Below are 11,106 nucleotides of genomic sequence, written 5' to 3'. Positions count from 1 at the left end.
CCGGCTGCTGCGCCGACCCGCTCCAGCACTTTCCAGGTCTTCAGCTTGGAAATCGGACGGGTTTCTTCAATCCGCACGGTTTCACCGAGGCTGATTTCATTATTCTCGTCATGCGCATGATATTTCTTCGAGCGCCGGATGATTTTTCCGTAAAGCGGGTGCTTCACCTTGCGTTCGACATTGACGACAACGGTCTTGTCGCCCTTGTCTGACACAACCGTGCCGGTGAGAATACGTTTTGGCATATCGGTTCCTTACGCCTTAGCTTCTGCGGTCGCCGCGTTCGCACGCTCGGCCTGCAATGTTTTGATCCGGGCGATCGTGCGACGCACTTCCCGCGTCCGGCTTGGTTTTTCGAGCTGGTTGGTCGCAGCCTGGAAGCGCAGGTTGAATGCCTCGCGCTTCAGTTCGCCCAGTTCCGTCTCGAGCTGATCGTCGGTCTTGGTCCGCAAATCTTCTGTCTTGATGCTCATCTGTCTTAACCTTCCAGATGTGACGTATCGCCGAGGCGGGCCACAACCTTTGTCTTGATCGGGAGCTTCATCGCTGCCCGCTCGAAAGCGACCGCTGCAATCGGTCCGGGAACGCCGTCCAGTTCGAACAATATCCGACCTGGCTTCACCCGGGCAGCCCAATATTCAACCGAACCCTTGCCCTTACCCTGACGAACTTCGGCAGGCTTCTTGGATACCGGCACATCCGGGAAAATCCGGATCCACAAACGGCCCTGACGCTTGATATGACGCGTGATCGCACGGCGAGCCGCCTCGATCTGACGCGCGGTAATCCGGTCAGGCTCCATGGCTTTCAGGCCATAGCTGCCGAAATTCAGGCTCGAGCCACCAGGTGCCTTGCCTTTGATCCGGCCTTTGAAAGCCTTGCGGAACTTATGTTTCTTGGGTTGCAGCATGATGCTCTACCTATTCCTCAAAAATCAACGTTGATGCTGCGGACGGATGCCGGAAGTTTGTGCTTCCACCATCAACCGATCCTGAGCCATCGGGTCGTGACCCAATATCTCGCCTTTGAAAATCCAGACCTTGATACCGATGATGCCGTAAGCGGTCAGCGCTTCAAATTCGGCATAGTCGATATTGGCGCGCAGCGTATGCAACGGAACGCGGCCTTCGCGATACCATTCAACGCGCGCGATTTCCGCGCCGCCCAGACGGCCACCACAAACAATCTTGATGCCTTCGGCGCCAAGCCGCAATGCAGACTGCACCGCGCGCTTCATGGCACGACGGAAGGCAACCCGGCGGATCAGCTGATCGCCAATGCCCTGCGCAACCAGCTGGGCATCGACTTCCGGCTTGCGGATTTCGACGATGTTCAGCGATACGTCACCGGATGACATGTCGCTCAGCTTGCGGCGCAGCTTTTCAATATCCGCGCCTTTCTTGCCGATGATGACGCCAGGACGCGCAGCATAGATAGAAATGCGGCAGGTCTTGGCCGGACGCTCGATAACCACCTTCGAAATCGCGGCCTGTGGCAGCGTCTTGATGATATATTTCCGCATCTTGATGTCTTCCATCAAGAGGTCGCCGTAATTGGAGCCTTCCGCATACCAGCGAGAGTCCCAGGTCCGGTTGATCTGCAGGCGAAGCCCGATAGGATTACTCTTTTGACCCATGGTTACGCCTCTTCCTCTTCATGCTCGCGCACGACAATGCGGACGCGGCTAAATGGCTTGATAATCTTGGCTGAACGACCACGAGCACGCGCTTTCCAGCGCTTCATCGTGATTGACTTTCCGACGCTCGCTTCGTGAACGATCAAAGCATCGACATCCAGATTGTGATTATTCTCGGCGTTGGCGATTGCTGAAGCCAGCACCTTGCTGACATCCTTGGCCATCGACTTTTTCGAAAAGGACAGGATGTTCAGCGCTTCTTCCGCTTTCTTGCCACGGATCAGCTGTGCGACCAGGTTCAGCTTCTGGGCAGATCCACGGATGGAATTGCCAACAGCCAAAGCTTCATTGTCGCCAACGCGGCGGGGTGATGATGCCTTACCCATTATTTCTTGCCTTTTTTGTCTGCGCCGTGACCGTAGTAGCTGCGCGTCGGTGCGAACTCGCCAAGCTTGTGACCAACCATGTCTTCATTCACGGAAACCGGAATGAATTTCATGCCGTTATAAACGCTGAAGGTCAGGCCAACGAAGTCAGGAAGGACAGTCGAACGACGCGACCAGGTCTTGATCGGCGTACGAATGCTGTTTTCCTGCGCGGTTTGCGCTTTTTTCAGCAGGTGGAGGTCAACAAATGGACCTTTTTTGATGGAACGAGCCATGCTTACCTCTTCTTCTTCGCGTGACGCGACCGGATGATCATCTTGTCAGTCGATTTGTTGCTGCGGGTACGGGCACCCTTGGTTGGCTTGCCCCATGGCGTCACCGGATGACGACCACCGGAAGTCCGGCCTTCACCACCACCATGCGGGTGATCGACCGGGTTTTTCGCAACACCGCGGGTAAGAGGACGACGTCCCTTCCAGCGGGTGCGGCCAGCCTTGCCGAAATTCTGGTTCGAATTGTCAGGGTTGGAAACCGCGCCAACGGTGGCCATGCAATCGGAGCGCAGATAGCGTTGTTCACCGCTCTTCAGGCGGACAATGACCATGCCGCGATCACGGCCGACAATCTGGACATAAGCACCGGCTGAGCGGGCGATCTGGCCGCCCTTGCCTGGCTTCATTTCCACATTGTGAACGATCGTACCAATCGGCATCTGCGACAGAAGCATCGCGTTGCCTGGCTTTACGTCGGTCTTGTGACCGGCGATCACGCTGTCGCCGACGTCGAGACGCTGCGGTGCAATGATATAGGCCAGTTCGCCGTCTTCATATTTCAGCAGCGCGATAAAAGCGGTGCGGTTCGGATCATATTCGATCCGTTCGACCGTCGCTGCCATATCCCATTTGCGCCGCTTGAAATCGACGAGACGATATTTCTGCTTGTGACCGCCAGCGATGCCGCGCGAGGTGACATGACCCTTGTTGTTCCGGCCACCGGTCTTGTTCTTGCCTTCGACAAGCTTTTTGACAGGCTTGCCCTTCCACAGGCCGCTCTTGTCGACCAGGATAAGACCACGCCGGGCGGGGCTCGTCGGTTTATAGGATTTTAATGCCATGTGCCCTTAAACTCCCGTGGTGATGTCAATGGTCTGGCCTTCGGCCAAGGTGACAACAGCCTTCTTGATGTCATTGCGGGTGTACGGGCGACCCTTCCACTTCTTGGTCTTGCCCTTTTGCACCAGCGTGTTGACGTTCTTGACTTTGACATCAAACAACGCCTCGATGGCGGCCTTGATCTGCGGCTTGGTTGCGGTTTTCGCTACTTTGAATACCACAGCATTATGCTCGCTGAGCAAGGTCGACTTTTCGGTGATGTGCGGGCCGACGATCACGTCATAATGACGGATATCGACTGCTTCTTTTTTAGCCATTGAAGCGCGCCTCCAGCTTTTCTACCGCTGCGCGCGTCAGCACCAGGGTTTCATGGTTCAGAATGTCGTAAACATTGGCGCCAGCAGCTGGCATCACGTTTACGAGCGGAATGTTGTTCGACGCTTTCGAGAAAGCCTCGTTGATAACATCGCCGTCCATGATCAGCGCCGTTCTGCCGAAACCGAGCTTGCCGATTTGCGCCAGAAGCGCCTGTGTCTTGGCTTCCTTCAGATCGATATTTTCCAGCACGATCAGCTTGTCGTTCTTGACCTTGTCGCTCAGCGCCATTTTCAGACCCAGCGCGCGAACCTTCTTGTTCAGCGATGGATTGAAATCACGCTTGCGGGCACCATGGGCTTTACCACCACCGATGAAGATCGGTGCACGACGATCGCCATGACGCGCGGTACCGCCGCCTTTTTGATTGCCGTATTTCTTGCCGGTGCGGGCCACGTCCGAACGCTCACGGGTCGGACGAGCCGTTCCGCGGGCTTTTTCGCGCTGCCAGTTGACGACACGGTGAAGAATATCTGCGCGCGCTTCAATGCCGAACACGTCATCGTTCAATTCGATGTCGCCCTTGGCTTTGGCGTCGAGGGTTATCACTTTCAATTTCATGGCTTAGCCCTCCTTCCCTGCATTATTGGCAGCATCAGCTTCTTCTTCCTCTGCCGTTTTCCCTGCAGGAGCTTCGGCTGCTGCCGCTATTTCGGCATCGCTTGGGCCAACCTGTGCTTCGATTTCTGCATCCGCTTCGATCATGCCGGCTGGCGCGTCTTCGGTTGCCGTTTCATCCGCATTGCGGCGCAGAGCGCCCGGGAATGGAACGCCTTCGGGAAGCGCAACTTTGACCGCATCCTTCACCAGCAACCAGCCACCCTTGGATCCGGGGACGCTGCCGCGTACGAAGATCAAGCCGCGAGCGGCATCGGTACGGACGATTTCCAGATTTTGCTGGGTGCGATTTTTCGCGCCCATATGACCGGCCATCTTCTTGCCCTTGAACACCTTGCCCGGATCCTGGTTTTGACCAGTGGAACCGTGGGCACGGTGAGAGATGGAGACACCATGGGTTGCGCGCATACCGCCGAAACCCCAGCGCTTCATCGCACCGGCAAAGCCCTTACCCTGGGTAACACCCTGGATATCGACCATCTGGCCGGCAATGAAATGGTCAGCGGTCACGGTGGCGCCGATGGGGAGCAAAGCATCTTCGCTATCAACCCGGAATTCGGCAACCCGCGCCTTTGGCTCGACTTCTGCCTTGGCAAAAGCTTCACGCTGCGGTTTGTTTACATTTTTCGCTTTGCGGGCACCTGCACCAAGCTGAACGGCAAAATAGCCATCCCGTTCCTGGTTACGAGCCCCAACAACCTGACATTCTTCCAGCGAAAGAACGGTAACCGGCACATGCCGACCGTCTTCCTGAAACAAGCGGGTCATCCCCATTTTTTTCGCGATCACGCCTGTACGCACGATCAATCTCCTTCACAGAGGCCGAACGAACCATTTCGTCCGGCGTGCCAGCCCAAATTGTCATGCATCACCCCGTCCGGGCTGTATTGTTCCGGAAATTCCGGAACGAGACGGAGGACGCTGCCCGGTAAAAACCGGCGGTATCCTGTCGTAAGTCTGATCCCCGCCTGGGCGGGAACCGATCAATTGGCTCAGGCCAGTTTGATCTCGACATTTACACCGGCAGCAAGGTCAAGCTTCATCAAAGCGTCGACCGTCTGCGGCGTTGGCTGCACGATATCGAGCAACCTTTTATAAGTCCGTACCTCGAACTGCTCGCGGGATTTCTTGTCCACGTGCGGTCCACGGTTTACGGTGAATTTTTCTATGTGCGTTGGCAAAGGTATCGGTCCACGGATCAGCGCGCCGGTGCGGCGTGCAGTATCAGCGATATCGCCGGTCGCTTGATCGAGAACCCGATGGTCGAATGCCTTCAAGCGAATGCGAATATTCTGCGTTTCCATGTACCTGTTACCAATGTCAAAGAGCCAAAAATAAACCGCCCCGATTTTCTGACGAAAAGGCCGGAGCGGCGAGAAAACTGGCTGCCCGAATCACCGATCCGGGCAGCGAGGCGTTCCTATATTACTTTGTAACGTTGCTGACAACCCCTGATCCAACGGTCCGTCCACCTTCGCGAATAGCGAAGCGGAGACCTGGATCCATGGCGATCGGAGCAATCAGTTTCACGCCGATTGTCACATTGTCACCCGGCATAACCATTTCCGTGCCTTCAGGAAGGATCACTTCACCGGTCACGTCGGTCGTACGGAAGTAGAATTGCGGCCGATAATTGGCAAAGAATGGCGTATGACGGCCCCCTTCGTCTTTCGACAGCACGTAAACTTCAGCCGAGAATTCGGTGTGCGGAGTGATCGAGCCTGGCTTGCAGAGAACCTGGCCGCGTTCGACCGCTTCCCGGTCAACGCCGCGGATCAGTGCACCGATATTGTCGCCAGCCTGACCGGAGTCGAGCAGCTTGCGGAACATTTCCACGCCGGTAACGGTGGTCTTCGTGGTATCCTTGATACCAACGATTTCGCATTCATCACCAACATTGACGATGCCGCTTTCGACACGACCGGTCACAACCGTACCGCGACCGGAAATCGAGAACACGTCTTCGATCGGCATCAGGAACGGCAGATCGACTGGACGTTCTGGCTGAGGAATGGCGGTGTCAACGGCTTTCATCAGTTCAAGAATCTTGTTCTTGCCGATTTCGTCGTCGCGGCCTTCGAGCGCAGCCAGGGCAGAACCGGATACAATCGGAATGGCGTCGCCATCAAAGTCATAATAAGACAGCAGCTCGCGGATTTCCATTTCAACCAGTTCAAGCAGCTCGTCATCATCGACCTGATCGACCTTGTTCATGAACACGACCAGAGCCGGCACACCAACCTGACGGGCAAGCAGGATATGCTCGCGGGTCTGTGGCATCGGACCATCGGCAGCGTTAACCACGAGAATGGCACCATCCATCTGCGCCGCACCGGTGATCATGTTCTTCACATAGTCAGCATGGCCTGGGCAATCGACGTGCGCATAGTGGCGGGCTTCGGTTTCATATTCAACGTGGGCCGTCGAAATGGTGATGCCGCGCTCACGCTCTTCCGGCGCCTTGTCAATATTCGCAAAGTCCACGGCTTTACCGCCAGTGGTTTCAGCAAGCACTTTGGTGATCGCCGCAGTCAAAGTCGTTTTGCCATGGTCCACATGACCGATGGTTCCGATGTTGCAGTGCGGCTTATTGCGCTCAAACTTCTCTTTAGCCATTTTATTTTACCTCTGATTTTCTATCATCTTGATAGTCTGCGCCGCGCTTTGGCGAGACTCGCTAATTCTGTCAACACCCTTTTGCCGGTCCGGGGGATTTCCCGCCAGACCTGCGCAAAAGGAAAGCGCGTTACCTCGAAAAGGAGTGGCTGCTAGGCCATTTTCTCCTTGATTTCTTCGGCCACATTGCTCGGCACTTCCTCGTAATGAGAGAATTGCATCGAATATTGCGCACGTCCCTGACTGAAGGAACGCAGCTCGTTCACATAACCGAACATGTTGGCCAGCGGCACCATGGCATTCACAGCCTGGGCGTTACCGCGTGTATCTGTACCCTGGATCTGACCCCGGCGAGAGTTGAGATCGCCGATGACATCACCAAGATAGTCTTCCGGTGTCACGACTTCAACTTTCATGATCGGTTCAAGCAGCTTGATCCCGGATTTCTGTGCCGCTTCGCGCATCGCTGCACGACCGGCAATTTCAAAGGCCAGCGCCGAAGAGTCGACATCATGATAGGCACCGTCATAGACACGGATGTTGAAGTCGATGATCGGGAAGCCGATCAGCGAACCGGTCTCGGCGGTTTCGCGCATGCCCTTTTCAACCGACGGGATATATTCCTTCGGAATATTACCGCCCTTGATTTCGTCCATGAAGGTGATGCCCGATCCGCGCTCGCCCGGAGTGACTTCGAACTTGATCCGCGCAAACTGACCGGAACCGCCGGACTGCTTCTTATGCGTGTAATCGACTTCGACGGCCTTGCCGAGCGATTCGCGATAAGCCACCTGCGGCGCACCGACATTGGCCTCGACCTTGAATTCGCGCTTCATCCGGTCAACCAGAATGTCGAGGTGAAGCTCGCCCATGCCCTTGATGATCGTCTGACCCGATTCATGGTCGGTCGATACCCGGAACGACGGATCTTCCGCCGCCAGGCGATGCAGGGCAACGCCCATCTTTTCCTGGTCGGCCTTGGTCTTTGGTTCCACGCTCAGCTCGATAACCGGCTCGGGGAATTCCATCCGTTCCAGGATGATCGGCTTGTCCATGTCGCACAGCGTATCGCCGGTGGTGGTGGTCTTCATGCCCGCCAGAGCAACGATGTCGCCGGCAAAGGCCTCGTCAATGTCCTTGCGGTCATTGGAGTGCATTTCGAGAATCCGGCCGACCTTTTCCTTCTTGTCCTTGACCGAGTTCAGCAACGTGCCCTTTTCCAGCTTGCCGGAATAGATGCGGCAGAAGGTCAAAGTACCCACGAACGGATCGTTCATCACCTTGAACGCCAGCGCCGAGAAGGGCGCTTCGTCGGAAGATGGCCGGCTGTCTTCGGTTTCGCCGTCCAGCTTCACGCCCTTGATGGCAGGAACGTCGAGCGGGCTCGGCATATAGTCGACAACCGCGTCGAGCAAAGGCTGGACGCCCTTGTTCTTGAACGCGGAGCCGCACAGCACCGGCACGAAGCTCTGGTTGAGCGTGCCCTTGCGGATCAGCGCCTTCAGCGTCGCGGCATCCGGCATCTTGCCTTCGAAATAGGCTTCCATAGCCGCATCGTCCTGCTCGATCGCAAGTTCGATCAGCTTTTCACGATATTCAGCCGCTTCGTCGACCATGTCCGCCGGGATTTCGCCATAAGTATATTCAGCGCCCAGATCTTCGTTCTTCCAGGTGATCGAACGTTCGTTCACCAGATCGACCAGACCGGTCAGGCTCGCCTCGATGCCGATCGGCAGATAGAGCACGGCAGGCACCGCGCCGAGACGATCGATGATCGACTGTACGCAGAATTTGAAATCGGCGCCGGTGCGGTCGAGCTTGTTGATGAAGCACATCCGCGGCACTTTATATTTGTCAGCCTGGCGCCCTACGGTTTCGGGCTGCGGCTCAACGCCGGCCACGCCATCGAAACAGGCAACCGCGCCATCGAGCACACGCAGCGAACGCTCGACTTCAATGGTGAAGTCAACGTGGCCTGGCGTATCGATGATATTGATCCGGTGCTCGGGACCCTGACGGTCGTCAGCATTCCAGAAACAGGTGGTCGCCGCAGACGTGATCGTGATGCCGCGCTCTTGCTCCTGCTCCATCCAGTCCATCGTCGCCGCGCCATCATGCACTTCGCCGATTTTATAGGACTTGCCGGTATAATAGAGGATACGTTCCGTGGTCGTGGTTTTACCGGCATCAATATGGGCCATGATGCCGATATTGCGATAATATTTGAGCGGATGGCTGCGTGCCATAGTCTGTACTCCGATATGTGGGGAACCAAATTCTGGCTGCCCTATAGTGAAATGGGCTGAACAATGCCAGCCCCGATTGGATCGAAATCTTGATCAAAAGTCCGTTCGTACCAGGCCGGTCGAAGAGCCTCGGTCAGGAGAAAAACTCTCTGGCGAGGCGCGTCCTTCGACAGGCCCGGGACGAACAGTCTGTACTTGCTACCAGCGGTAGTGAGCGAATGCGCGGTTGGCTTCTGCCATCTTGTGCGCATCTTCCCGCTTCTTCACCGCGTTGCCGCGATTGTTGGAAGCGTCAAGAATTTCACCCGACAGACGCGCTGCCATTGTGGTTTCGCTGCGGCCGCGAGCGGCAGAGATCATCCAGCGGATCGCCAGAGCCTGCGCGCGTTCGGGACGCACCTCGACCGGAACCTGATAGGTCGCACCACCAACGCGGCGGCTGCGCACTTCAATGCCCGGCTTGATGTTGTTCAGCGCATCATGGAACAGCTGAAGCGGATCTTTCTTCGCCTTGGCTTCAACGCTGTCAAAGGCACCATAGACGATACGCTCTGCGGTGGATTTCTTACCATCCATCATCAGGTTGTTCATGAATTTCGAAAGCACCAGATCCTTGAATTTCGGATCGGGCAGGATAACCCGTTTTTCGGGACGACGACGACGTGACATATCTTATAACTCCGAAACTGAAACTATTTAGGACGCTTGGCGCCATATTTCGAGCGGCTCTGCTTGCGGTCCTTGACACCCTGGGTATCGAGAACACCGCGCAGTACGTGATAACGCACACCGGGAAGATCGCGAACACGGCCGCCGCGGATCAGCACAACGCTATGCTCCTGAAGGTTATGGCCTTCACCGGGAATATAGCTGATGACCTCGCGCTGGTTGGTCAGCCGCACTTTCGCGACCTTGCGCAGCGCCGAGTTCGGCTTCTTCGGGGTCGTCGTGTAGACGCGCGTGCAAACCCCTCGCTTCTGCGGGTTGGCCTCCATCGCGGGAACCTTGTTCTTGGCCTTCTGCAGGTCGCGCCCGTGGCGGACCAGCTGATTGATCGTCGGCATGAAGCCCTTCACCTTATAAAGTTACTCTGCCGACACGCGAAACGCGAAAGAACCCCGGAAGCCATCGGCCCTCCAGGCCTTTCGCATACGTGCGGCAATGTTCAAGCTCTTGCCCGCTCCAGGGATGTCAGGACGCGCCGAAGCACGCTTTCGGTCCCGCAGGCGAGGGGGCCTATAACCGGGGAGTCGGATTGGGTCAACGCGCGAGTTGGCCGACCCTGAGTGCCGAAGGAGCCATTGTCCTACTCGGTCGTCTCGCCTTCCCATTCGTCCTTATCGTGGTCGCGTTCCGCTTGCTCCTTGGTGACGTGGACGCGCTTGTCCTTATGTTCGGGCGGGCCGTAGATGGTGTAGAGCCTAAGCGGCGCGGAGCCGGTGTTGATCACGTTATGCCGGGCGCCCGCCGGAACGATAACCGCGAAGTCGTCCTCGATCTTGCTGGCGACGCCATCGATGCGAACTTCGCCCGCGCCTTCTTCGACACGGAAGAACTGGTCGCGGTCCTCATGCACTTCCTCGCCGATCTCCTCGCCAGGCTTGAGCGTCATCAGCACCAGCTGCAGGTTCTTGCCCGTGTAGAGCACGCGCCTGAAATCATCATTCTCGATGGTCCGCTGCTCGATATTGTCGACATAGCCCTTCATCGCTTCTTCCCTTTGCTGATGCTCTCGCGCTCCTGAACAGCACAGCGGCGCAACCGTTCCCGCCTATTTCAGCGGACGGTAGCGCCAGCTCTTCGGCGAACTGCGCTCACTTGGATTTTATGATCTTGCCGCTCATGATCACGACATCGACATGTTCGAGCCGGCGGACATCGGCGAGCGAATCGCCGTCCACGGCGACGATCTCGGCAAAGCCCTACCGCGATCGCACCGACATCCCGCTCGCGGCCCAGCGCCAAAGCGGCGTTGCGGGTCGCGGCCTGGATCGCCTCAATCGGCGTCATTCCATATTCGACCATCCAGCGGAACTGGCCGGCGGCGCGACGGTCCGGCCGGCCAGCACATCGACCATCCGCCCCGCGGTGACCACGACGCTCGCGGCGGCGGCGCT

The 11,106-nt window shown here is 56.9% G+C and carries 17 protein-coding genes; all 17 read right to left on the bottom strand.

Features of this window, described 5'->3' with window-relative positions; translation table 11 throughout:
• Nucleotides 1-245 (bottom strand): 30S ribosomal protein S17 (gene rpsQ / locus ACEW8J_RS04125; protein WP_373490366.1); only part of this gene is annotated, 245 nt, incomplete at its 3' end.
• A gap of 9 nt (nt 246-254) precedes the next feature.
• On the bottom strand, nt 255-473 hold the full coding sequence (gene rpmC, locus ACEW8J_RS04120; protein WP_373490365.1) for a 50S ribosomal protein L29: 219 nt from the start codon (nt 471-473) through the stop codon (nt 255-257).
• A gap of 5 nt (nt 474-478) precedes the next feature.
• Complete coding sequence (gene rplP, locus ACEW8J_RS04115) at nt 479-910, bottom strand: 50S ribosomal protein L16 (protein WP_373490364.1); 432 nt, start codon at nt 908-910, stop codon at nt 479-481.
• A gap of 24 nt (nt 911-934) precedes the next feature.
• On the bottom strand, nt 935-1,636 hold the full coding sequence (gene rpsC, locus ACEW8J_RS04110) for a 30S ribosomal protein S3 (RefSeq protein WP_373490363.1): 702 nt from the start codon (nt 1,634-1,636) through the stop codon (nt 935-937).
• 2 nt (nt 1,637-1,638) lie between these two features.
• Nucleotides 1,639-2,022: a 50S ribosomal protein L22 gene (gene rplV, locus ACEW8J_RS04105; protein ID WP_373490362.1), complete on the bottom strand. Its 384-nt coding sequence runs from the start codon at nt 2,020-2,022 to the stop codon at nt 1,639-1,641.
• Complete coding sequence (gene rpsS, locus ACEW8J_RS04100) at nt 2,022-2,297, bottom strand: 30S ribosomal protein S19 (protein ID WP_373490361.1); 276 nt, start codon at nt 2,295-2,297, stop codon at nt 2,022-2,024. The genes rplV and rpsS overlap by 1 nt, the downstream gene beginning before the upstream one ends.
• 2 nt (nt 2,298-2,299) lie before the next feature.
• Entirely contained in the window at nt 2,300-3,136 is an 837-nt protein-coding gene (rplB, locus tag ACEW8J_RS04095; protein ID WP_373490360.1) for a 50S ribosomal protein L2, read from the bottom strand.
• Between the two features lie 6 nt (nt 3,137-3,142).
• Nucleotides 3,143-3,451, bottom strand: a complete 309-nt coding sequence (locus ACEW8J_RS04090; RefSeq protein WP_339691904.1) for a 50S ribosomal protein L23 — start codon at nt 3,449-3,451, stop codon at nt 3,143-3,145.
• Nucleotides 3,444-4,070: a 50S ribosomal protein L4 gene (gene rplD / locus ACEW8J_RS04085; RefSeq protein ID WP_373490359.1), complete on the bottom strand. Its 627-nt coding sequence runs from the start codon at nt 4,068-4,070 to the stop codon at nt 3,444-3,446. The genes ACEW8J_RS04090 and rplD overlap by 8 nt, the downstream gene beginning before the upstream one ends.
• 3 nt (nt 4,071-4,073) lie before the next feature.
• Complete coding sequence (gene rplC / locus ACEW8J_RS04080) at nt 4,074-4,928, bottom strand: 50S ribosomal protein L3 (RefSeq protein ID WP_373490358.1); 855 nt, start codon at nt 4,926-4,928, stop codon at nt 4,074-4,076.
• A 191-nt stretch (nt 4,929-5,119) separates the two neighbouring features.
• Entirely contained in the window at nt 5,120-5,431 is a 312-nt protein-coding gene (rpsJ, locus tag ACEW8J_RS04075) for a 30S ribosomal protein S10 (RefSeq protein ID WP_066744965.1), read from the bottom strand.
• Between the two features lie 121 nt (nt 5,432-5,552).
• On the bottom strand, nt 5,553-6,743 hold the full coding sequence (tuf, locus tag ACEW8J_RS04070; RefSeq protein ID WP_373490357.1) for an elongation factor Tu: 1,191 nt from the start codon (nt 6,741-6,743) through the stop codon (nt 5,553-5,555).
• A 152-nt stretch (nt 6,744-6,895) separates the two neighbouring features.
• Nucleotides 6,896-8,989, bottom strand: coding sequence for an elongation factor G (gene fusA / locus ACEW8J_RS04065; protein ID WP_373490356.1), 2,094 nt, complete (start codon nt 8,987-8,989; stop codon nt 6,896-6,898).
• 198 nt (nt 8,990-9,187) lie between these two features.
• Nucleotides 9,188-9,658: a 30S ribosomal protein S7 gene (gene rpsG / locus ACEW8J_RS04060; RefSeq protein ID WP_100092391.1), complete on the bottom strand. Its 471-nt coding sequence runs from the start codon at nt 9,656-9,658 to the stop codon at nt 9,188-9,190.
• 23 nt (nt 9,659-9,681) lie between these two features.
• Nucleotides 9,682-10,053 (bottom strand): 30S ribosomal protein S12, encoded by a 372-nt coding sequence (gene rpsL, locus ACEW8J_RS04055; protein ID WP_373490355.1) that lies wholly within the window; start codon nt 10,051-10,053, stop codon nt 9,682-9,684.
• 242 nt (nt 10,054-10,295) lie between these two features.
• Entirely contained in the window at nt 10,296-10,697 is a 402-nt protein-coding gene (locus tag ACEW8J_RS04050) for a cupin domain-containing protein (protein ID WP_373490354.1), read from the bottom strand.
• Nucleotides 10,698-10,765: 68 nt separating this feature from the next.
• The gene (locus ACEW8J_RS04045; protein WP_373490353.1) at nt 10,766-10,999 is read right to left on the bottom strand and encodes a hypothetical protein; all 234 of its coding nucleotides are present in this window, start codon (nt 10,997-10,999) and stop codon (nt 10,766-10,768) included.
• Nucleotides 11,000-11,106: the final 107 nt, after the last annotated feature.

It is taken from the genome of Parasphingorhabdus sp. (assembly GCF_041748495.1).
In the GTDB taxonomy this organism is placed as follows: domain Bacteria; phylum Pseudomonadota; class Alphaproteobacteria; order Sphingomonadales; family Sphingomonadaceae; genus Parasphingorhabdus.
Note: the sequence above shows the minus strand (reverse complement) of the source record. Positions and strands in the feature narration are given on the sequence as shown.